The following is a 21,281-nucleotide window of genomic DNA, read 5'->3' as shown; positions in this document are numbered from 1 at the left end:
GCGTGTGGGCGGGAGCTGCGTCCCCCGTGGTGCCGAGCTTGACCCGAGGCAAGGCGACCGGACATATTGACCTGGAGGTGGTGGTGAGGATGGCACGCGCGTCCAAGCGCGAGGAGATCGCGCAGGCAGCTCTGGAGCAGTTCCGCACGCGGGGCTTCAACGCCACCGGCATCAGCGACATCACGTCGGCGGCCGGGGCTCCCAAGGGCTCGTTCTACAACCACTTCACCAGCAAGGAGGAGAGCGCCCTCGAGGCACTGAGCCGCTACGCCGCCGGGTTGCGGTTCGACCTGCTCGACACACCCGGACGCCCTGCGCTGGAGCGGCTTCGGGCACACTTCGAGTTCCTCGGCGCGGACACGGTCGACAACGGCTTCGCCCGCGGATGCCTGGTGGGCAACCTCGGCGCCGAGGTTGCGGACCACTCCGAGGAGATCCGCTCCGCCGTCCAGGGCGGCTTCCAGCGGTGGGCCGCGCACATCCGGCGGGTGCTCACCGAAGCCGAGGAAGCAGGTGAGCTGGACGCCGCTCTCGACGTCGAGGAGGCCGCGCTGTTCATCCTCAGCGCCTGGGAGGGCACGCTGATCGCGGCCCGGGCCGACAAGTCCTCCGCCCCCTTCGACGCCTTCTTCCGCATGGTCTTCGGCGTCCTCCTGCGCTGATCGCGGCCGGCCGCTGAAGACGGGCAGGCGCCGCCCCCGACGCCGTGGACGCGGGGTCGTCCGGCGGATGCCTCCGCCGCGCCAGGATCAGCGCCCAGGTGCGTGACACGGGTGAACCTGTGAACGATGAGAGAGCCGCCCCGGCTGATGAGGTCACCGCGGCTCGTCCGGCTGCGGCTGCGGCTGTGTCGCCGAAGCCGGGCCGCCCGATCGGTGGCCCTTCGGTCACCGCCGCCTGGCATGATCGAGCAGGAGACCGACATGAACACATTGCTCGCAGAGGTCATCGATGCCCATGGTGGACTCGACCGCTGGAACGCCCTCACCACGGTTCGCGCCACCATCGTCAGCGGTGGTGACATGTTCGTCATCAAGGGGATGCCGCAGGACCCCACCGCCCGGGAGATGACCGTCTGGCTGCACGAGCAGCACGCCTCCGTGATGCCGTTCGGCGCCCCCGACCAGAAGACCGACTTCACGGCCGACCGAGTCCGCATCGAAAAAGCCGACGGCCGCGTCGTGGCCGAACGCGACGAACCGCGGAGGTCGTTCACCGGGCACGACCTCAGCACCCCGTGGGACCCGCTGGACCGCGCCTACTTCAACGGCTACGCGCTGTGGACGTATCTCACCACGCCCTTCCTGCTGGCGATGCCCGGCTTCACCCTCACCGAAATCGAACCATGGCGGGAAGGAGACGAACTCTGGCGCGGACTGCGCGCCACCTTCCCGCCCGACATCGCCAGCCACAGCGCGCAGCAGGACTTCTACTTCGGCCCCGACCATCTCCTGCGTCGGCATGACTATCACGTCGACATCGCAGGCGGGTTCGCCGCGGCACAGTACGTCTACGACACCGTGGAAGCAGACGGGATCCGCCTGCCCACCAAACGCCGGGCCTACCGAAGCGATGCGGAAAACCGCCCGATCCTGGAACAGACCATGGTCTCCATCGACGTCAGCAACGCTCGGTTCACCTGACGGCGGGCTCAGACACCAAGGTCGGCCAGCCGGCTCAGCGCGCTGAGGCTCGGCAGGAACAAGTACGGATGCCTCGCCGATGGCGGCCGGCCCCTTGCCGCGGACGACCTCGCGAAGCCCCTGCAGATCAACCTGCTGCCCGTTGAGGAGCGGCCTTCGCCGGCACTGGGTGTGGGTTCAGACTTCAGCACGGACTGCACACCGGTGATCTTCTCCGTCCTGCCTGACCGTTCAGAGCGAGCCCAGGCGCTCGACGGCAACGAACACGGCGCGCTGTTGCTTGGCCGCCCTGTACGCGGCGTCGAAAGACTGCCGGCCCGTCGCGTCCGGGACCAGGTCGGCGGGGCAGGGGGCAGGGTGCTGGCAGGGGCCGCATCAGACGCATCGTTGCGGGGGAGGCGGCCCGCCGTGACGCCGACACGGAGGGCGTCGGGCTTGGTGCACCGGTACAGCGCAGTTGGTGACCGGTCCCGTACAGGCCCATCGAACCGGCCACCAACCCAAGTCCCCCGACGCTCGTCAGAAGCGGTGGCTGTGGAGGTCGCCCAGCAGAGTGTTGAGCTGCTTCTCCTGCTCGGCGGCTGGAGCCGGCTGGATGTTGCCGTGGTCGATGGCGTACGCCTTGAGGACCTCATCCATCTGGTGGTCGAGCAGGTTCCAGGTCGTGTTGTTGACCGCCTGCAGCGAGGTGGCGTCGGCGTCCCAGTCGTCGCGCATCTTCTGCACGGTGGCGTGGGAGGCCGCGGCCGTCCCGGCCCGGTCCTGAGCGATCGCCGTCTGGGCAAGCTTCTCGTACTTCGCCACTGCCGCGGTCGTCTGGCCGGCGGTCAGGGCCGCCTTCGGGCAGGCCGGCATCGTCTCGCTCTGACCGGTCGGGTCGCAGGTGACGTGGGGCTGGTTGTGGGCCCAGATCATCAGCGCGACGGTGCCGGCGGCGATCACTGCGAAGCCTCCGAGCGCGATGCGCTCCTTGCGCGCGTCGGTGACCGACGGCTGGTGCGTCGTCTCGGAGGTCTCGGCGACGTCCCTGCGGCTGATCGTCAGGTAGATGACCGTGGCCAGGATGGCGCCGAGGAAGATCAGGCTGGTGGCGAAGGTGCCCAGGCCGAGTCCCACCGGGTCGCCGGGGTTGGCCGCGGACTTCGGGGAAGCGAGCCAGTCACCGATGTTGGCACCGAGCGGCCGGGTGAGGATGTAGGCGAGCCAGAACGAGAGAACCGGGTTGGCGCCGAACTTCCACAGTGCGGTGATCGACAGGATGAGGCCCAGCGGCAGGAACACCGACTGAGCGGGCGTCCAGTTGGTCAGCTCCAGCGTCCAGTCACCGAGGGCGGTGCCCAGCGCGAACGTCACCAGGACGGTCAGCCAGTAGAACGCCTCACGCGGGAAGGTCGTGATGCTGTGGATCGACAGGGTCCGCTCGCGCAGCCACCAGACCCCGAAGACGAGGGCCAGCAGGACCGAGAACACCGTCGAGCTGAGCCACAGCGGGACGTGTTGCTTATCGGTGAGCATGTCGGTGTACAGCGTGCCGGTGACACTGACCACCACCACGGTGAGCCAGTACGGGAACGGGACGTAGCGCTTCGTGCGGAATTGCACCGCCAGCACGATCGCGAATACCACGGTGAACAACAGCATGGTCTTGGTCAGGCCGAAGCCCAGCGTCTCGTTGATGTAGTCGGCGAAACTCTCGCCCACGGTCGTGCAGAGGATCTTGATGATCCAGAACCAGACCGTGACCTCGGGCACCTTGTTCAACAGGCGGCTGCCCGCGGCATGACGAGCAGTCGCGGTAGTCGTCGAAGTTGTCATGTAATCCTCACATGGACGGGTGGCAGCACAGAGGGGGCGCCCTCGCGTCTGCGGAACGGTAACTGTCTACATTCGTGTAGACAAGCGGGGCCTTGAGCCTGCCGGGCGGCGGGATGACTGCAATTGCTCGTCAAGTCCACCTGGGCCGCGCCGTCGGAGGCGTGGACCGTGACACGGTTCACCTTCTCGGAATGGCCTCCGCCTTTGTTCTTTCCTCGGCCTGCGCGAGGATTTTCTTCTATGCCTGTTACGACCCGGGGTGACGCACATTGTTACGTGGGATCTTGAGTTATTCCTATGTGACGCAGGACACGCCTTTACTGTCTGCGCCGCCCGGCGGGGAGGCGCTGATGCCTTTCGTGGGATCCGCCGATATGAGAGAGATTCGGCGCCCTAGTCGTCAGCAGGCGAGCACGAGCCGCCTCGGAAAATCCGTGGAGCCGCCAATTCAATGCTCCGGCCGACGGCGTTGGCCAGGATTCTCGGAACCTCGTCCCGGAATCCACTCCCCATCCAGTGCCTGCGAGGGGGTGCGAGCCCGCCTCAGCCAGTTGTTCGTCGACTCACCTCCGGTCTCCTCGCCAGGTGCCCACCTCTGGAACCACCGGACTCTCAGGCGCTTCACGGGTCATACCGCTCGACTGTGCCAGCGGGAACCTGAACACATCCTGACTGTGGCCCATTGATCACTCGCGCCACACGAGCAGCATGGCTTCCCGGTGACGCTGAGGTGCGTGCGTGCGTGCGGCCGGCCCCCCGGACCGACGTGTGGCTCACGCCGCGTGTCCCGTCGCCTGCTCCGGTTCGGGGACGTCCCTGTGGGTGACGGAGAGGTGGACGACCAGTCCGAGGATGATCGCGAGGAACAGGACGCTGGTCACGACGGTGCCCAGGCCGAGGCCGCCGGCGCCGGTGGGCTGGGAGAGGTAGTCGCCGATGGACGCGCCGAGCGGGCGGGTCAGGAGGAAGACGATCCAGAAACTCCACACCGCGTCCAGGTCCAGCCCGAAGTGCGCGACGGCCACCGCGGCGATGGCCGCCGCACACAGGACGGCGGGCAGCCAGTAGCCGAGGCCCATGCGCTCGGACACCAGGTCACCGGCCGCGGTGCCGAGGGCGAAGGTGAACATCACCGCCAGCCAGTAGAAGGACTCGCGGCTGGTGGTGTCGATGTGGCGGAGGGACAGGGGCCGCTCGCGCCGGTACCAGACGACGAAGACGACCGCGAGGACGATCGCCAAGACCGTGGTGCTCGTCTCCAGCGGCACGCCCATGGTGTCGGTGAGGTTGTCGCTCATCAGCGTGCCGACGACGCTGATCAGCGCCACCGCCGGCCAGTACACGCCGACGCGGTAAGCCTTCGTCCGGAACTGGACGACCAGGACTGCGGCCAGCAGGGCACTCATCAGCACCGACACACCGGTCAGCCCGAGCCCCGCCTTCTCGTTCAGCAGGTCCGCCGCGGTCTCGCCGACCGTCGTGCACAGCACCTTGACGATCCAGAAGGAGACGGTGACCTCGGGCACCTTGATTCCGCCCGGCCGGTGACGCGAACGGCGCGTCTGGCCGTCCTTCGGAGCCACCTGGCTCTCCGGCGATTCGTAGGTCACGTCGTCCGACCGTGCCACCGGGCACCTGAACACATCCTGACTGCTGGCGCGCTTCGCCCACCCCCGCTCGCCCGGTATGGGCAGGATGGCGCCATGCGCACGCACACAGACGGTCTTCGCATAGCGGCCCTCCTTTCCCCCTTGCCCAGGTGACGGAAGAAGCCCGCCTTGAACGCTCCGATCACCGCCTCCGCGTCCACTGACCGCGCGAGCGCCCGGCCGCGGCGCCGGCTGGGCCGGGCCGTGCTGCTGGGCAGGTTGCTGCCCTGGCCCGGTGACCGAGGCCAGGTCGCCGCCTCTTCTGTTCTCGGCCGGCCCGTTGAGCTGTGTGGAGATACTCGCCAGGACGACGCAGAAACCCGTGCGCAACGGTCGGGGACCTTCCAACCCCTGGACAGCGGGAGGTCAGGTGGGAATCTGCGACCAAAGACGGGGAACGGGCGGGCGGTGATGGTCGCCCTTGCGGTGACCACCGTCGCCCTTGCGGTGACCACCGCCGGCCTGGCGAGGTGAGTGTCTATGAGCTGTTCGGGGAGCCGGTGGTGCGGTGCCGGCGCGCCGGGTGCCGGCGCGCCGGGTGCCGGCGCGCCGTGACCGGCCGGCTCCCACAGAAACAGCAAGGTGACGAGTTCGGCGGGCGAGCCGGGCGGCTCCCCTCTCCGGTGCCTTGGCCGCTCGCGGGGCCTGCGCAGCGACACCGCCCGCCGGGCCGGGCCGTACTCCCAGCGGTTCAGCCGCGCAGTGCCCGTGCGCCGCGTGCGCAGACGGGAAGCCGCCGGGGAGGTGAAGGTTCCTTCCGGCCTCGGGCCGGCCGCGCATGCAAGTGGGGGGAGAGCCCTGGAGGCCACCACCGCAAGCAACGCCGCGCGACTACCGGCACCCTGTCGATGCAGTTGTTGCGGCGTGTTCCTTCATGCCGGGGCGTTTCCGGTGGTAGGAGTTCTTGAGGTTGCCGAGGACGGGAAGCGGTGCAGTCTTGTCGAGGCGACACGGGGGACTCCTTTCCTGACCGGCCTCAGCGGCAGGGTGGGGCAGGTGGTGGAAGCATCGATGCGCCAAGCGTCGAGCGCTTCACCCGCGACTCAGCGCACGCACCCGTGGCGGCACTCCGGGGCGGAGCGTGTTCGCGGCCCCGCACCTGAGCGGCTCGGACTCTCGCGCTGCGCCTCGTCACCCTGCCTGAAGCTGGGCGGGTCGGCGCGCTGCCCGGACGGCTCGAGTAAGGCACGCTAGGAATGGCCGGTGGTTGCCGCATCTCAGGAACAGTGCCCGGGGCCTGCCTCATCGGGGCTCGAACACAGCGACGGTCAGCGTCGTCCCGGTAAATGATCACTGTTTGCACGAGGGCCGGAAGGAGTCGGCGATGCGACGTGGTCCGGTGCACCTCGATATCGTTTCGGTCGGATCCTGCCGGCGAAGTGACGGGATGCGCTGTGGTTGACAGGGCGGCGGCCGCTCTGGCACTGGTACGGATGGTCCAGGCCAGCCATACGGTCACGCTGGAGCAGCTTCCTGACCTGGTCGCCGAGCACGCTGCCGAAGCCGGGCTGTACGACGTGGCCGTCTTCGTCGTCGACATCCGGGAGACGGTGCTGCGTCGGCTCACCGGCAAGGGAGGTGACGCCGCCGGCGGAGGTGAGGAGTTCACCGTCCAGGGCAGCTTGCCCGGCCAGGCGTACCAGCGTGTGGACATCCTCGCCGAGTCGTCGTCGGACAGGATGCCGAGCGGGCGTCGGCGGTGGTGGGTGGCCGTCACCGACGGCGTGGAGCGTCTGGGCGTGGTGCGGGCCGACAGCGACACCGACGACGAGCCGACCCGTGACATCTTGCGCGATCTGGCGTCGATGACGGCACTCGTGCTGCTCAGCAAGCGTTCCTTCAGCGACTCCTACGCCCGGCTGGTGCGCACCGAGGCGATGAACGTCGCCGCCGAGATGGAGTGGAACCTCACCCCGCCTCCCGCCTACGCCGGATGCGGGGTCACGGTGGGTGCGGTGATGGAGCCGGCCTATCAGATGGGCGGCGACGCCTTCGACTACGCCGTCGCCGGCACCACGCTGCATCTGAGCGTCTTCGACGCCATGGGCCACGACACCACGGCCGGTATCACGGCGAACGTCGCCGTCGCCGCCTGCCGCAATGCCCGCCGCCAGGGCGCGTCCCTGGCCCAGACCAGCGAGCATGTGGAACAGGCGCTGCTCCGGCAGTTCAGCACCAGCCGCTACGTCACCGGCATCCTGGCCGACCTCGACATGGCAAGCGGGCGGCTGGCCTGGATCAACCGCGGTCACCCCCTGCCCATCCTCATCCGCGACAACCGCTGGACGACCGAGCTGGCCTGCCCGCCGGCCGGCCCCATGGGGGCCGATCTGGGCCTGTCGGTGACCGAGCGCACCGAGCAGTTGCAACCCGGTGACCGCCTGCTGTTCTACACCGACGGGATCATCGAGGCCCGTGACGCCCGCGGTGACGAGTTCGGCCGGGACCGGTTCGTCGGCTTCATCCGCCGCCACCACGCGGGGCGGCACACCCTGCACGAAACCCTGCGCCGGCTCATGGCCGCGGTCATGGACCACAACGACGGGCGCCTCGCCGACGACGCCACCGTTCTGCTCACCGAGTGGCGCGGCGGCCACCAGGACGAGCTGACCCCATGAGTCACACCAGCCCCGGCAGGAGGATCACGTGAGCACCGGCCCGCCCGCTCCCGAGAAGCGACATGCCGACCCTGTGGACGTACAAGTGCATACCGCAGCCCCTGGCCGTCGTCTTGTGACCGTCACGGGTCATCTGGACCTGCACACCGCCCACCACCTCGCTGACGCACTGCAACCGCTGCTGGACCGCGACCCTCACACGGTGCTGGTGGACCTGTCCGGCGTCACCTTCCTCGACTCCACCGGGCTCACCTGTCTGATCACCGCATACCGCACGGCCCGCAGCACCGGCGCCCGCCTCGCACTGATCGCCCCCAGCCAGCCGGTGCGGAAGATGCTGCAACTGACCGGCGTCGACCAGGTCCTCGACAGCTACCCCTCCCCGGAAGCCGCACCGCATTGACCGGGCGAGGAACCGTTGCCCGGCGCGTGTCATGCGAGTAGCGGTGCGAGTGTGGAGGCACCCGAGGGCGCATGGTTCGCCTCCTACAAACAAGACCCACGGCACCATGGCCGGCGTCATCGTATTCCTCGTCCGGCTGTGGATCACCAACCTGGCCGTCCTACTGGGTCTGGAGTTCGACGCCGAGACCGTACGCCAGCGGGCCATCGCGGGCGGCCTGCCACCGGACACCGCGCCGTACACGCAGCCTCGCGGCACCCGGAAATGGGACGAGGACGACCGACGTCGGCCGGGGGAGGTCTGACTGCCACCCGACGATCTTGGGCATAGGTCGATGACCTGCGGGATATCTGCTCTCCATGAGGCTTTTGGCAGGGTTGCGTGATGCTGATCGGTCGTTGACCAAGCAGGCGGCCTCCCGCATCCCGCCCCGAGTCGGCAAGGTGCTCTCGGTGGCGGAGGAGACCGCGGAGAGCACGAAGCTGTGGTGCGGCGCCGCGGCCGCGATGGCGGGGCTGGGCGGGTGGCGCGGCCGCAAAGCAGCGGCCACCGGCCTGGCCGCCCTGGTCGTCGCCCAGCTGATCTCGAACGGCGTGTGCAAGCAGGTGGCCGACCGTCCCCGACCGCCCAAGGAGTGGTTTCCCCACGACGAGGTCGACGACCGCCCCGACTCCTCCTCCTTCCCCTCCGGGCACACCGCCGCCGCGGTGGCCTTCACCGCCGCCGTGGTGACCGCTTGGCCTGCCGCCGGCGCACTATGCGCGGTGCCGGCTGCCATGGTGGCGCTCGAGCGGGTGCAGAGCGGCGCCCACTACCCCAGCGACGTGGTCACCGGCGCCGCCATCGGCCTGGCCAGCGCCTGGCTCAGCCGGCGCGCTCCGCGCCTGATCCTGCGCCACTGGCCTTAGCAGGTCGAGGGAGAGCCGGGCGGACTGGCGAGAGCAGGCAGACACCTCGCCACAAGCCTGTCCTGAACTCGCCTGCTCGGGGTACTCGCGCCCTCATCGGATGGTCGGGCGCATGACGCGCGGCCTGCAGAAACTTCAGAGGGACAGGAGGTGGCCGTGGTGTCGAGCACGCAACCGCACCATGCCGGCCCCAGCGCGGATCGCTTGGGCCAGGAGCCGGTGGGCGAGCTGGTGCAGCGGGCCTCGCAGCAGCTGACCGAGCTGGTGCGCGGCGAACTGCGCCTGGCGCAGGCGGAGATGAAGGAGAAGGGCAAGCGCTATGGCAAGGGCGGCGGCCTGTTCGGCGGCGCCGGCGTTGTCGGCTTCCTGATGGCGCAGGCGCTGGTCGCCACCGTGATCGCCGCACTGGCGGTGGCGCTTCCGGTGTGGGCAGCTGGGCTGATCGTCACAGCGGTGCTGGGTGTGATCGCCGCGGTGATGGCCATGAGTGGAAAGAAGCAGGTAGACCAGGCCGCGCCGCCCACGCCCCAGCAGACGGTCGAGAACGTGAAGGCCGACGTGGCCGAGATCAAGGAGAGCGCACACCGATGACCCAGCCGCCTCACGACGAACCCACCGCCTCCAGCCCCGAGGAACTGCGCGAGCAGGTCGAGGAGACCCGGGCCGAGCTTGGAGAGACGGTCGAGGCGCTCGCAGCGAAGACCGACGTCAAGGCGCGCGCCCAGGAGAAGGCCGCCGAGGTCAAGGAACAGGCTGCAGCGAAAGCCAGCGAGCTGAAGGAGCAGGCCGCCCTCAAGGCCGGGGAACTGAAGGCGAAGGCCGCCGACCTGGCCCACCAGGCACAGGACCGGCTGCCCGACCCGGTCAAGGACAAGGCCGCCCAGGCCGCCGGACAGGCCCGGGCCACGGCGGCCCAGGCCGGTCAGCTGTGGCAGGAGAAGGCACCCGAGCCGGCAAGGGAGAAGGCTGCCCGGGGGGCGCAGCTGGCGCGTGACAACCGCAAGGTGCTGCTGGCGGCAGCGGGTGCGGTGGTGGTGTGGCTGGCCTGCCGCCGCCGGAAGGGGTGAACCGGGTGAAGGCGTCGAAGATCGCCTACAAGCCGGTCGGCCTCGCGCTCGGCGCCGTAAGCGGCATGGCCGCGGGAGCGCTGTTCAAGCAGACGTGGAAGATGCTCGGCCACGACGAGGACGCCCCGGACGCCACCGACGAAGAGCGCTCCTGGGGCGAGGTATTGCTCGCCGCCACGCTCCAAGGCGCGCTCTTCGCCGGAGTCAAAGCGGCCGTCGACCGCGCCGGCGCCACCGCCGTCCGCCGCCTGACCGGAACTTGGCCCGGCTGACGCGCATGAGGAGGCGGGAAGCCGGTAGGACACCAATACCGGCTTCCCGCCTGCCGATCGGTACCCGTACGAAGGACCCCTCACCGCCGTGTCTGATCAGCAGGCAGCTGTCGCGCTGACCGCTGCAGCAGTCGTCGCCGCAATCCTGGTCGCCCGGGCAGCCGTCGTCCACCAGGGCGTCCGAGGACGCGTCACCGGCCTGGCCCACCCGATCCGCGGTCACACGTCACCTAGCGCCGAAAAGACCGTGGCCGCGCTCTCGAATGCCGCCTCCTGCGCCGTGCGAGAGGCTGAACAGCACGTCCACCACTGCTGGCAGCAGCTCCAAACACGCGCCGACCCACCCGAGTGACCCGCCCTTGGACGCAGTCGGCGATGCCCCAGCGCAAGTACGCGGATCTGGCGATCGGCTGCAGCCTCACGCATGAGCCCAGGTTCCGCATTGAGCCCGCTTTCTGCGGACGCCTGGGAGGCAGGACAAGGTGTCGAAGGCATCATCCTCCACGCCGCCCGCTACGGCGACATGCTCGCCCCGTCGCGCGCGCCGACCACCGCGGCCCGACTGCGGTCTCTTGGTGGGCTTGGTGGGTCCGGGTGGTGGCCAGGTCCGCCGCTCGCCGGACCGAATCGGCGGAGGCGGCCAGCAGCGGCAGCCGGACGGCCGGGCTGGGGATGCGGCCCTGGGCGTGCAACACCCCCTTGATGACGGTCGGGTTCGGCTCGGCGAAGAGCGCGGCGGACAGCCGGGCCAGCTCGGTTCCCAGCTTGCGGGCCGGTCCGGCAGCGTCGCGCTGCCACAGCGAGATCAGCTCGGCGAAGTCAGCGGTGCGGACGTTGGCCGACGCCAGGATGCCGCCGTGGGCGCCCGCCGCGAGCAGCGGCGAGATGACGGCGTCATCGCCGCCGAGCACCGCGAAGCCCGGTGCCGACGAGCCGAGCAGCTCCATCGCGGCTGCGTCGATCGCGCCAGTCGCGTACTTGACCCCGACGACCTCCGGTAGGTGCCCGAGCGCGTTCAGGGTTCTGGTGCTGAGGGGCTGAGCGGTGCGGTACGGGATGTCATAGACGACCAGCGGCAGGCCCCCGTATTCGGCGAGTGCCGTGAAGTGTGCCAGCGTTCCCGCCTCACCGGGCCGGGTGTAGGGCGGCGCGGGAACCAGCGCCGCGGTCACGTCACCGCTCTGGGCGAGCTCTCGCAGCGTCTTGATGGCGGAGGCGGTGTCGTTGGTGCCGACGCCGACGATCAGCGGAGCTCCGTGTGCCCGGCAGGCGGCCGAGCAGATGCGGACCACGGCCTGCTTCTCCTCGGTGGTCAGCGTGGCCGCCTCCGCGGTGGTGCCCAGGGCAACGAGCCCGCGCGCTCCGCCGACTGACAGCGCCTCATCGGCGAGCAAGGCGAGCGCGTCCGGGGCAAGGCGCAGGTCGTCGGTGAACGGGGTCACCAAGGGGACAAACAGGCCGGTGAGGTTTGCTTCGGGCTTCATTCGCTCAGCCTGACCGACGCAAACCCAGTAGATCCAGTTCATGTTTCTTCGCTTATGCGTAAGCTCACCTTATGCTTGATGTCCGGCGTCTCCACCTCCTGCGCGAACTGGACCGGCGCGGGACCATCGCGGCCGTGGCCGAGGCTTTGAGTTTCACTGCCTCGGCCGTCTCCCAGCAGCTGGGCGTGCTTGAGCGCGAGGCGGGCGTGCCCTTGCTGGAACGAAGTGGCAGACGGGTGGTGCTGACGCCCGCAGGCCGCACCCTCGTCACCCACGCTGACGCGGTCCTCGAACGCCTCGAACTGGCGGTCTCCGAGCTGGCCGGGGCGCGCGAGGGCATCGGCGGGCCGCTGCGGATCGGGACGTTTCCCTCTGGCGGCCCCGCGATCGTGCCCGCCACGCTGGCCGAACTTGCCCGGCGCCATCCCGAGCTGGAGCCGATGGTGCAGGAGATCGACTCGGCGCGGGTCTCCGACGGCCTGCGCGCCGGCGAACTCGACGTGGCCCTCGTCCACGACTACGACTTCGTGCCCGCGTCACCGGACACCACGGTCGACCAGGTGCCCCTGTTGGAGGAGCCGGTGTACCTGGCCACGGGCGGCCCCACCGACAGCGCTCTCGCTACCGGTCCTGCCGCCTGCGGCGACACGCTGGCGGAGCTTCTGGGACCGTGGGCCGCATCCCCATGGATCACGGCTCGAGACGGTACGACCGGTCACGCGATGGCCGTACGTGCCTGTCAGACGGCCGGATTCCAGCCGCGCATCCGCCACCAGGTCAACGACTTCCGTACGGTCCTGGCACTGGCCGCCATCGGGCAAGGTGCCGGATTCGTACCGGAGATGGCCACCGCACACGCCCCCGAGGGCGTGGTCCTGACCCGGCTGCCCCTCTTCCGTCGCTCGAAGGTCGCCTTCCGCGCGGGCGGCGGCACGCACCCGGCGATCGCAGCATTCGTGGCGGCGGCGCGAACAGCGGTGGGCCCCACAGGCGGTGCTTCCTAGCGCCGTATCAGGCAACGTTTGCCCTGTTGACGACTTGCTTGCCGCCGCGTTCGGCCCACTGCCTGCCGGGTGCGGCTGGAGGTTGAGCGGACCGGACAAAGTCGGCCGGCTTGGCCAGGCTCCAGGTCGGGAACGGCGGGCCGTGCTCGGCCGGCTCGGACTTGGCGATCTTCTTGACCTCGTGCCGCTCGGGCAGCGTAAGAGTCCTCGAACGACCGCCCTTGTATCTCTGGGCCCGCCGCCACGTCACGACCGAGCCGGTGCCTGTGCGGATGATCCGCAGCAACCTCCGGCCTTCATCGTCATCGATCTCACGAACCGGTACATGTTCTGCCACCGGACAGGCTCATGGTGACACATTGCCTGCGCCAGCACCCGAGCGGTGCGTCAGATCGCAACAGAGCAGACGCTGCCTGATACGGCGCTAGATGCCCGCCGATGACATGGCGCTGTGCGGTCTCGATGCCGCTGGCTCCCGGATTGTGGCGGCCGCCGACGGGAGGCAGGGTGGTGTCGAGACCGTTCGGGCGAAGCAGAAGCCATACGGCCTGTCACGGATGCGGCCTGTCACGGATGCCGCCTGTCATGGATGCGGCCTGTGGCTTGTCTTCATCGCGAAGCGAGTTGTGTGAGCCGGGATCCGGCGACTTGGTCACCGCCGAACGAGTGAGTCGGTATACCGGTCCGGAATGCGGTGGCCGATGCGAGATCGCCCATTCCGGGCGGGCTTACGGAGGTGTGGTGCATGTCGGCGAAGAACCCAGAGCACGGGAGCGCCCACGAGGTCTCCTTGCCGCCCGAAGTCAAGTTGCTGCAGGAAGTCACTCCGCCCTTCTTTCCCGAAGGTGGTTCGGGAATGACCATCCTCGTCGAGTGGCCTCCCGGTCACCCCGGGCTCCCTCCACATCGCCACTCGGGCCCGTCGTTCGGCTACGTGATGGAGGGCGCGCTCCGGTTCGAGCTCGAGGGTGAGCCGGAGCGTGTGGTCGAGGCCGGTAAGACGTTCTGGGAGCCAGGCGGTGACGTGATCCACTACCAGGACGGCAACGCTCTGTCGGACGCACCGACCAAGTTCGTGGTGATCATGGTGTGCGCGCCGGGTCAACCGATGCTCACGCTGGTCGACGAAAAGGAGCTGAAGGAACGGGCGCACCTGCGCGCCCCGCGTCCCTCCGAATACTGACCCGCGAGATCACACGTGGTGATGTGACTGATGCCGATGGGAGTTGACCGAGCCGCATCTGCTGTCGGGCGAACGTGGGCCGATCCCTGACCTGCGCAGCTACGATCTACGACCGGTTCCGGGTTCGAGGGGATTGACCTTCACGGTTCGACATCGAGGCGGGGCGACGTCAGCTGGTTGAGGGGGACCCTGCCGTCCAGTACGTCCAACGGTGTGGTGACCACGGGCAGGCGCCGGACGATGTCGTCGTTCAGCAACTGCGTCTGCGCGAGCACCGCCGTTTGATCCCAGTAGATGCGCTCGCTCCGCACACGCGGGCCTCGGAAGTCCACGACGGCGATGACGGGTATACGGACCTGCTGCCCGGTGGGTGCCAATCCAGGCAGAATCCAGGGCACCTCGATGTCGTGGGTGAACGACACGATCATTTCGTCTACGAGACTGTCGTCTCCCACCGTGCGGGATATCGAACGCACAGTGAAATCGTCCGGGTTCCGTCCAATGAACCAGCGTGCGTAGAAGTCCTTGACGCCGTCGTACCCACTACCGCCCATGGCGGTCGGCACATGGACGACGATGGGGTCGTCGTCCATCGTGGCCATCGTGGCCTCCACGTCCTGCGCCACGAACTCGCCGGCGGTGTGGGCTTCCCAGATACGCTCCATCGTTGCGCGATCAGCCATGCCCGCTCCTGACAGGCCCATTGCGCCGCATCCCCTTCTTCTGGACGCGAGGAAGACAGCGCAGAATCAGGATAGGCAGGTCTGGGTCCGCGCGCACTCTTTGGCGTTTACCGAGTTCGGATCACGAGTCTGGACGTTCTGCTGCCCTGGCTGGATCCGGGGCGGCAGACAGGCGGGATGGCTCGGGGTGATCTCACGGACGGTTCCGTACGGGCAGTCCGTGGCGGGACATGCCCCAGCAATACGGGTCCTGGTCCACCGTCTACAGGCGGTTCCACCTGTGGGCCGGTGCGGGGGTCTTCCAGGCGCTGATGGAAGCGGTGATCGCTGAGGCCGCCGCCCGGGGGCAGGCGGAACTCGGGCTGGTGAGCGTGGACTCCACGTCTGCCCGGGCCCGCCACCACGCCGCCGGGATGATGCCAGACCCGGAACTGCTGGAGACGCTGGAGAAGGCCGTCGCCGAGGAAAAGGGGCTTCTTGTCGGCCGTTGCCGACGCGGGTCATCGTTGAGAGCCCTTCCACGGTCCAGAGACGGCCCCGGGACCACATACCCGCCCCGGACGATGTGGTCTCCCGCTGCCGCGCTAGGCTCTCCGCCGCGCCAACACGAGGAGCCCACAAGTGACGCCGTACCGACTGGGCGAATGGACGGTCTACATCGTCTTGACCCTGGTGGCGATCTGGGTAGGAACAGGCCGATGGCGGGATCACCCGCGCCCTGAAGGAAGGACGGCCGAAGAGGTCGCCGCTGTGGCACGGCGACGGTCCCGAGGTTCAACCGTTCGGTCCTCGCCGTCCTCACGCTCCTGTGGCTGACGAACATCGTCGTCATCGTCAGCTACTGAGCAAGCTTGTACTACGGCCGAGGGGGCCGTGCGGCACGGGCGCCCGTCTGCCGTGGCAAGTGATCCTCGGCTGCGGGGATGATCTGGAGCAGCAACACGACCGATGATGATGCCGTCCGCGTCTGCACACGTGAAGACATCGGAGTCGTCGGCGAGCGCGACCTGACCGAACAAGCCCCTGAGCCGCGTGGATGACATCTCGGTAGGTGCAGGTTCCACCGACGCATGGTGCCCGTCGCGTCGGCCGCGGAGTCATCGAAGGTGGACCAGGACCCGGCCGGCGTTGGTCGCGTCGGTCTCCACGCGGACGTAGAGCTTCTTGATGTGCTTCTGTGCCAGCAGGGCCAGCACCCGTTTCTTCAGCTGGCCCGTCCCCTTGCCCGGGATGATCTGCACGACGTCGACCCCAGTAGCGGCGGCCTTGAACAGGGTCTGGCGCAGCGCGACGTCGATGTCGCGGTTGTTGCGGAAGATCGGGTGCAGATCCAACGTGAGCAGGACAATCGCCTCCGATGCGCTCGGTCACCGGCCGACGCCGGGTCCCCATGGGCCGTGCAGTGGCAGCGTACGTCGTCCTCCCCGCCCCGTCCCACACTGGTGGCTGCGGACTTCTGGTGGTACCGCCGGAGGCGTGTCGGCGTGCGGGTGAACCTGCGGCAGCCGCGACAGGGACAGCCCGACGTAGCCGTATCGACAGGGCTTGGTCAGGCACAAGCCGAAGTGCGCAGGAACGCTGTTCTGACCGGCGTACGCCGGGCTGGGCGAGGCTCTGGCCCGCGGGCGAGTGCGGCTGTACCGAGGCTGGCTCTCGTGCCCCGACCGCTGGGTTGGCAACGCCCAGGGTTCCACGTCCGCGGTGCGTCGACCCGTACGACCTGCCGCACAGATGCCGCTGTACGCGCTCGGCCGGCACTCGCCGCCGTGACCTTCGCCATGACTCGGTGACGAGGACTTCCCGTGCAGTCGTGGCCCCGAGGCAGCAGCGCCGCGTCGCTGCGGCCGCTGGGGGGTTCCGGATCGACAACCGCATGGTCGTCACCGGTGATCGCTGACCCGGGCCCGACGGGCCGGTAAGGGTCAGGTAGCCAGTCCACCTGCCGCAAGGCGATCGCTCATGTCGCTCACCAACCCCTTACCTGAACGCTCGGCTCTTGCGACGAGCGCCTCGAAGGCCCTGAGGCGACGAAACGTATCCGCGTACACCATCTGCTTCTCCAGGGGAAGCTGGAGTACCTGCAACCGCCGGATGTCGACTCGGGAGGAACTGGAAGCGTGGGTGCCTGCCTGGCGCCCGTTGGCCGGAGCGCGCAGACAGCCGGCGAGGAAGTGGGGATCGAGCTTCTCCGAGTCCACCCGCAGGGTGTAGAGCTGCGGGCCGAGAGCCATCGGTGCGCCCTCATGCACCCACGCCTTGAAGGCCCTGATCACTCCAGCGACCACTACATCGCCCTTTTCGGCAATGGTGTGGGCCGATTGGGTGGCCAGCAGCCCGCTGGGCGCACCGTCGACCAGCAGATCGGCGATGGTGAGGAGCGGTACGGCGTTCCCGCTGACAGGTGCCGGCTTCTCCGGAGGCTGCTGACCGGCGCGCAGCGTCAGCACGCCGGCCTTGACCAGGTCTCCCACTGTCGTCGTGGTCTGCTGGGTGCCGGTCTCGACGTCGAGTACGGACAGATGTTGTGCCTGATCGGCCAGATCGATCAGCAGCGACCCGAACTCGCTCCACTGGTTGGCAAGTTCTTTCGACGACGGTTCGGACGCCGACGCGGTGTAGCGTCCCGGGGTGACGTCCACCTCGTCGTCCAGAAGGTCGAGCAAGGGAACGCGCACAGCGCTCTCCGGCGGCTCTTGACCGGAATGGTCTAGGGTCGCCAGCGCGGTGAGGACGAAGGAACCGAGAGCGTCCCAGTCCGGGCTCGGCTCGCGCGTTCCCGGTCGTGCGAAGCCCGTGGCGTCCACCAGGAGGGCGTCCTGGCTCGGAGGAGGGGCGGCAGGGCCGCCGTCCGCCGCTGCTCGCAGGACCCACAACTGCAGTGACACGCTGTGGGGCTGGGCACTGCCCGGAGGCAGGGACACCACCGCCCGAAGTGTTCCGGTGCGCAGCAGCGACCCACGAATACGCCGACCCGCCTTGCGTGACGCCACGGCGGGTGGGAGGACCACCACGGCGACTCCGCCGGGCTTGAGGTGGGAGAGGAGGTGCTGCACCCAGGCCAGTTCGGGCTCGGTCCGCGGGGGCAGCCCATGGGTCCAGCGCTGGTCGGTGGCGAGTTCCTCGTATCCCCAGTCCCGTTCATTGAACGGCGGGTTGCATAGTGCGATGTCGGCCGTGGCCCCGGTGAAGGGGTCCTCCCGCAGCGCGTCGGCCGTGGCGATCCGCGTACGGACGGGACGGTCGTCCGCGACGAAGCCGAGCCGGGCGGACGCCAGCGCGGCCAGCGCCGGATCCCGCTCGCACGCGAGCAACTCGAGGCCCGGGCCGTCGTACTCCTGAGCGGCAGCTGCCGCCAGGTGCCCCGTGCCGCACGCTGGATCCAGGACGGTCAGTCCGCCATCCTGCGGACCGAGACGGGCGGTGAGGGCGATCCGGGTCATCAGCGTGGCGAGTGGTGGTGGTGTGGTGCTGAGCTGTCGGACATGGGTTTCCAGCCACCGTTGCAGCAGGAACTCGAAGGTGGCGCGCGGCCCCTCAGCCCGCCCCAGCTTCGCAGCCTCGGCCACCAGCTCACGAGCCTGCGGAGAGAGCTCGGCATGGGAGATCCGTGCCCTGGACGAACGCATGCGGCGGGCGGCCTCGGCCACGGCCAGCCCCGACTCGTTCCGGCTGCCGAGCAACTCGAAGCGTGGCCACAGGAGTTCTTTGCCGCCGACATCCCTCAGCTTCCCGTTGTCGCGCAGCCACTGCTCGACCTCGGCGAGCGAGAACTGCGGGCTGACGTCGGTGCCCCCGATCCGTGTGGGGAAGGAGTCGTGGCGCCGGCGCCAGTTGCTCACAGCGGCTCGCCCGACGCCGGCGATCCGGGCGATCTCGGCCAGGCTGACGGGTACGACGTCGGGGGTACTCATCGATCAGTCTCCGAGGTACTTGGTGGCTGGCGGGTGGTCGGCTCCCCAGCAACCGATGACAAGAAAGGCTACTACGCTCATTGACTCTGTTCACAGATTTTACGTTCCGCCGTGATGTGTGGGAGATGTGGAGGTCGGGGAAGATGCCGGGTCTCACGCCGGGAATGGTGCTCGGCGGCCGCTATCGGCTGGAGTCGGTTCTGGGCCGAGGTGTGATGGGGCAGGTGTGGCAGGGGCGGGACCTGCCCCTCGGCCGGCCCGTCGCGGTCAAGACCGTGGCAACGGAACTGATGGCCGTGGCGAGCAGCCGCGACGCGGCCCTGACCCGGTTCGGCAGGGAGACGCGGGCGGCCGCACGCCTGGACCATGCGAACGTCGCCACTGTCTTCGACGCATCGCTCACGGACGACACCTGCTGCCTGGTGATGGAACTGATCGAAGGCACCACTCTCGAGTACCTCTTCGACCAGCAGGAGGACGGGCGGTTCGACCTCGCCTCGGCGGTCGCCGTCGCGGCCCAGCTCTGCGCGGGACTGTCGGCGGTCCATGCCGCCGACCTCGTCCACCGGGACCTGAAGACGCAGAACATCATGATCCGGCGGGACGGCGTCGTGAAGATCCTGGACTTCGGGCTGGTCAAGCTGCTCAGGGACACGGATCCGCGGCTGACGGCGACCGGCGAGGGCATCGGCAACCTCTTCTGCGCCTCACCCGAGCTGCTGGCGGGGCGGGACCAGCTCGACGGCCGCAGCGACCTGTATGCCGTGGGCTGCCTGCTGCACCACATGCTGACGGGCGAGACTCCCTTCCCCACCCATCAGCCCGCCCTCTTGTCCTCCCACCATCTCGCCTCGCCCCCGCCCCTCGTCGCCGACTCCGGGGTGGCCGTGCCCGGCGACCTGCAGAACCTGCTCACGGCCCTGCTCGCCAAACGGCCCGAGGACCGCCCGTCCTCCGCGGCTGAGGTCTACGCGGCTCTCGCGCCCCACCTGCCGCAGCCGCGACCCGAGTTGGCCGTCAGGCGCACCGTACCCGAGGATCCCCGGCGGCCGTTCCTGGTTCCGCAGGGCCCGATGCCGCTGTGAGGTGTGCCTTCCTGGCCGCTCCGGGGGTGGTTGTAGAAATCATCTTTCTGGGTACCCATAGGCTGGAAGTGCCGTGAGCCGGTGCCACAATGATCGCGTCGGCCGGGTGCCGTGACGTCCCCGGCTGCCGAGAGGCGGCGGGCGCGGGGAGCGCCGGGACTGGGGACGGGGCGCGATGGGGCGAAGCCTTGGGCGGTACGAGCTCACGCACGAACTGGGCCGGGGCGGCATGGGCGTCGTCTGGGCGGCGCACGACCGGGACCATCACCGTGACGTGGCCGTCAAGCTCCTGGCCACCCGCGGCCGTGGTGCCGAACCCAGCACACTGGAACGCCGCTTCCTGCGCGAGATCCGCCTGACCAGCCGCATGCGCCACCCGGGTGTCCCCGCCGTCCACGACCACGGCAACCACGAAGGCGAGCTCTACCTGGTCATGGACCTCGTCCCCGGCCGAGCCCTGGACGCCGTCCTCAAGAACGACGGACCGCTCGGCATCGAGCGGGCGGCGGACGTCGCCCGTCGCACCGCCGAAGTGCTCTCCTACGCCCACGGTCAGGGCGTCGTGCACCGCGACCTCAAACCGTCGAACCTGATGGTCACCCCGGACGGAGACATCAAAGTCCTGGACTTCGGCGTGGCCGCGGCCCTGGAACCGCAGTCCGGCGAGACGCACTTCACCGCCTCCAACGCCACCCCAGGCACGGTCGTCTATATGGCGCCCGAACAGGCCGTGGGCCGCACGGTGCCCGCGAGCGACCTCTACTCGCTGGGCTGTGTCCTGTACGAGCTCCTGGCCGGCGCACCGCCGTTCACCGACGGCAGCCCCTTCATGCTGTACCACCGGCACGCCAACGAACCCGCCCCGCCGCTCGCCGACCGCCGCCCCGACGTGCCCGACGGCCTGCGGACCCTGGTCGAGCGTCTACTGGAGAAGAGGCCGCAGGACCGGCCCGGCTCGGCCGCCGAGGTGGCGGCCCTGCTCACCGCCTGGGCGCCCCGGCCGGCTTGTGCTGCCGAGTCGGCGCCCCCTCATCCACGTCTGGCCGAGATCGAGGCCCTGCGCCGCGCCGGCCGCCCGGCTCATGCCCTCGAGGAGTACCGGGAACTGATGGCCGCCCCCGGCCTCGACCGCGCGGGCACGCTCGCCGCGCGGACCGGAGCCGCCCTGTGCGTGGGCGCGCTCGGCCGCACCCGGGAGGCCCTGGACGAGCTGAAGTCGGTCCTCGCCGAACAGCGCAGCCTGCTCGGACCGGGCCATCCCGCGGTGCTGGACACCCGCTACGAGATCGCCGTACTGCTGATCCGCACCGGAGAAAGACATGTCGCCGAGGAACTGCTGCGGCGCCTGGCCGACGAGGAGGACGCGGTCCTGCCCGCTGCCGGCGCCGGGCACGGGCGCAGCCGGGCACTGCTGGAGCGGTTGCGGCGGTTGGGCTGAAGCGGCCGCATTTCAGCCGCAACTCAACTTTGTGAGCTCTGTTCACAGTTGACGGATCGTGTTACGCTCCGTCGCGCCGTTCCGGTGGGGAGACAGATCACGGTCTACGGACGGCACA

At 69.1% G+C, this 21,281-nt stretch carries 19 protein-coding genes and 3 pseudogenes; 15 read left to right on the top strand and 7 right to left on the bottom strand.

What is annotated here, in order from left to right:
* Positions 1-38: 38 nt before the first annotated feature.
* Positions 39-662 carry a TetR family transcriptional regulator C-terminal domain-containing protein gene (locus ABZ919_RS02840; RefSeq protein ID WP_361241727.1) on the top strand — a complete coding sequence of 208 codons (624 nt, stop codon included), beginning with the start codon at positions 39-41 and terminating at the stop codon, positions 660-662.
* A 261-nt stretch (positions 663-923) separates the two neighbouring features.
* A complete protein-coding gene (locus ABZ919_RS02835; RefSeq protein WP_361241725.1) occupies positions 924-1,643 on the top strand; it encodes a hypothetical protein in 720 nt (239 codons plus the stop codon).
* A 519-nt stretch (positions 1,644-2,162) separates the two neighbouring features.
* Here ABZ919_RS02835 and ABZ919_RS02830 read toward each other — a convergent pair.
* Both ABZ919_RS02830 and ABZ919_RS02825 read right to left on the bottom strand, forming a co-directional pair.
* On the bottom strand, positions 2,163-3,458 hold the full coding sequence (locus tag ABZ919_RS02830; RefSeq protein WP_361241722.1) for a hypothetical protein: 1,296 nt from the start codon (positions 3,456-3,458) through the stop codon (positions 2,163-2,165).
* Positions 3,459-4,231: 773 nt separating this feature from the next.
* The gene (locus tag ABZ919_RS02825) at positions 4,232-5,041 is read right to left on the bottom strand and encodes a hypothetical protein (RefSeq protein ID WP_361241830.1); all 810 of its coding nucleotides are present in this window, start codon (positions 5,039-5,041) and stop codon (positions 4,232-4,234) included.
* 1,460 nt (positions 5,042-6,501) lie between these two features.
* Here ABZ919_RS02825 and ABZ919_RS02820 point away from each other — a divergent pair.
* The 8 genes and pseudogenes from ABZ919_RS02820 (at position 6,502) to ABZ919_RS02785 (ending at position 10,727) form a co-directional block, all read left to right on the top strand.
* Positions 6,502-7,725 carry a PP2C family protein-serine/threonine phosphatase gene (locus tag ABZ919_RS02820; protein WP_361241719.1) on the top strand — a complete coding sequence of 408 codons (1,224 nt, stop codon included), beginning with the start codon at positions 6,502-6,504 and terminating at the stop codon, positions 7,723-7,725.
* 115 nt (positions 7,726-7,840) lie between these two features.
* Entirely contained in the window at positions 7,841-8,128 is a 288-nt protein-coding gene (locus ABZ919_RS02815) for an STAS domain-containing protein (protein WP_361241716.1), read from the top strand.
* An 88-nt stretch (positions 8,129-8,216) separates the two neighbouring features.
* Positions 8,217-8,432 (top strand): annotated as a pseudogene (locus tag ABZ919_RS02810) (ribonuclease BN); the annotation flags it as partial.
* 94 nt (positions 8,433-8,526) lie between these two features.
* Complete coding sequence (locus tag ABZ919_RS02805) at positions 8,527-9,036, top strand: phosphatase PAP2 family protein (RefSeq protein ID WP_361241713.1); 510 nt, start codon at positions 8,527-8,529, stop codon at positions 9,034-9,036.
* 219 nt (positions 9,037-9,255) lie between these two features.
* A complete protein-coding gene (locus tag ABZ919_RS02800; protein ID WP_361241827.1) occupies positions 9,256-9,627 on the top strand; it encodes a phage holin family protein in 372 nt (123 codons plus the stop codon).
* Positions 9,624-10,103 carry a DUF3618 domain-containing protein gene (locus ABZ919_RS02795; protein ID WP_361241710.1) on the top strand — a complete coding sequence of 160 codons (480 nt, stop codon included), beginning with the start codon at positions 9,624-9,626 and terminating at the stop codon, positions 10,101-10,103. Before ABZ919_RS02800 ends, ABZ919_RS02795 begins: the two co-directional genes overlap by 4 nt.
* Before the next feature lie 5 nt (positions 10,104-10,108).
* Complete coding sequence (locus ABZ919_RS02790; RefSeq protein WP_361241707.1) at positions 10,109-10,375, top strand: DUF4235 domain-containing protein; 267 nt, start codon at positions 10,109-10,111, stop codon at positions 10,373-10,375.
* 88 nt (positions 10,376-10,463) lie between these two features.
* Positions 10,464-10,727 carry a hypothetical protein gene (locus ABZ919_RS02785; protein WP_361241704.1) on the top strand — a complete coding sequence of 88 codons (264 nt, stop codon included), beginning with the start codon at positions 10,464-10,466 and terminating at the stop codon, positions 10,725-10,727.
* Between the two features lie 142 nt (positions 10,728-10,869).
* Here ABZ919_RS02785 and ABZ919_RS02780 read toward each other — a convergent pair whose 3' ends face one another.
* Positions 10,870-11,859 carry a dihydrodipicolinate synthase family protein gene (locus ABZ919_RS02780; RefSeq protein ID WP_361241701.1) on the bottom strand — a complete coding sequence of 330 codons (990 nt, stop codon included), beginning with the start codon at positions 11,857-11,859 and terminating at the stop codon, positions 10,870-10,872.
* Positions 11,860-11,930: 71 nt separating this feature from the next.
* Between ABZ919_RS02780 and ABZ919_RS02775 the strand changes: the two genes are divergently transcribed.
* Positions 11,931-12,863: a LysR family transcriptional regulator gene (locus tag ABZ919_RS02775; RefSeq protein ID WP_361241698.1), complete on the top strand. Its 933-nt coding sequence runs from the start codon at positions 11,931-11,933 to the stop codon at positions 12,861-12,863.
* A gap of 94 nt (positions 12,864-12,957) precedes the next feature.
* Here ABZ919_RS02775 and ABZ919_RS02770 read toward each other — a convergent pair.
* Positions 12,958-13,200, bottom strand: a pseudogene (locus ABZ919_RS02770) (IS630 family transposase); the annotation flags it as partial.
* 408 nt (positions 13,201-13,608) lie between these two features.
* On the opposite strand from ABZ919_RS02770, the gene ABZ919_RS02765 reads away from it, so the two are divergent.
* Complete coding sequence (locus tag ABZ919_RS02765) at positions 13,609-14,046, top strand: cupin domain-containing protein (protein ID WP_361241695.1); 438 nt, start codon at positions 13,609-13,611, stop codon at positions 14,044-14,046.
* A 140-nt stretch (positions 14,047-14,186) separates the two neighbouring features.
* On the opposite strand, the gene ABZ919_RS02760 is transcribed toward ABZ919_RS02765, so the two are convergent.
* Positions 14,187-14,729: a nuclear transport factor 2 family protein gene (locus tag ABZ919_RS02760; RefSeq protein WP_236041762.1), complete on the bottom strand. Its 543-nt coding sequence runs from the start codon at positions 14,727-14,729 to the stop codon at positions 14,187-14,189.
* A gap of 215 nt (positions 14,730-14,944) precedes the next feature.
* On the opposite strand from ABZ919_RS02760, the pseudogene ABZ919_RS02755 reads away from it, so the two are divergent.
* A pseudogene (locus tag ABZ919_RS02755) lies at positions 14,945-15,451 on the top strand (transposase); the annotation flags it as partial.
* A 375-nt stretch (positions 15,452-15,826) separates the two neighbouring features.
* On the opposite strand, the gene ABZ919_RS02750 reads toward ABZ919_RS02755, so the two are convergent.
* Both ABZ919_RS02750 and ABZ919_RS02745 read right to left on the bottom strand, forming a co-directional pair.
* The gene (locus tag ABZ919_RS02750) at positions 15,827-16,072 is read right to left on the bottom strand and encodes a Smr/MutS family protein (RefSeq protein WP_311700782.1); all 246 of its coding nucleotides are present in this window, start codon (positions 16,070-16,072) and stop codon (positions 15,827-15,829) included.
* A gap of 579 nt (positions 16,073-16,651) precedes the next feature.
* Complete coding sequence (locus ABZ919_RS02745) at positions 16,652-18,640, bottom strand: N-6 DNA methylase (RefSeq protein WP_361241691.1); 1,989 nt, start codon at positions 18,638-18,640, stop codon at positions 16,652-16,654.
* Between the two features lie 143 nt (positions 18,641-18,783).
* Here ABZ919_RS02745 and ABZ919_RS02740 point away from each other — a divergent pair, with 143 nt between their 5' ends.
* Entirely contained in the window at positions 18,784-19,725 is a 942-nt protein-coding gene (locus tag ABZ919_RS02740; protein ID WP_361241688.1) for a serine/threonine-protein kinase, read from the top strand.
* Between the two features lie 175 nt (positions 19,726-19,900).
* Positions 19,901-21,163 carry a protein kinase gene (locus ABZ919_RS02735; RefSeq protein WP_361241685.1) on the top strand — a complete coding sequence of 421 codons (1,263 nt, stop codon included), beginning with the start codon at positions 19,901-19,903 and terminating at the stop codon, positions 21,161-21,163.
* Positions 21,164-21,281: the final 118 nt, after the last annotated feature.

Origin of the sequence: Streptomyces sp. NPDC046759 (assembly GCF_040645475.1) — a bacterium.
Taxonomy (GTDB): Bacteria; Actinomycetota; Actinomycetes; order Streptomycetales; family Streptomycetaceae; genus Streptomyces.
The sequence above is the reverse complement of the archived record's forward strand: the minus strand, read 5'-3'. Positions and strand labels throughout refer to the sequence as shown.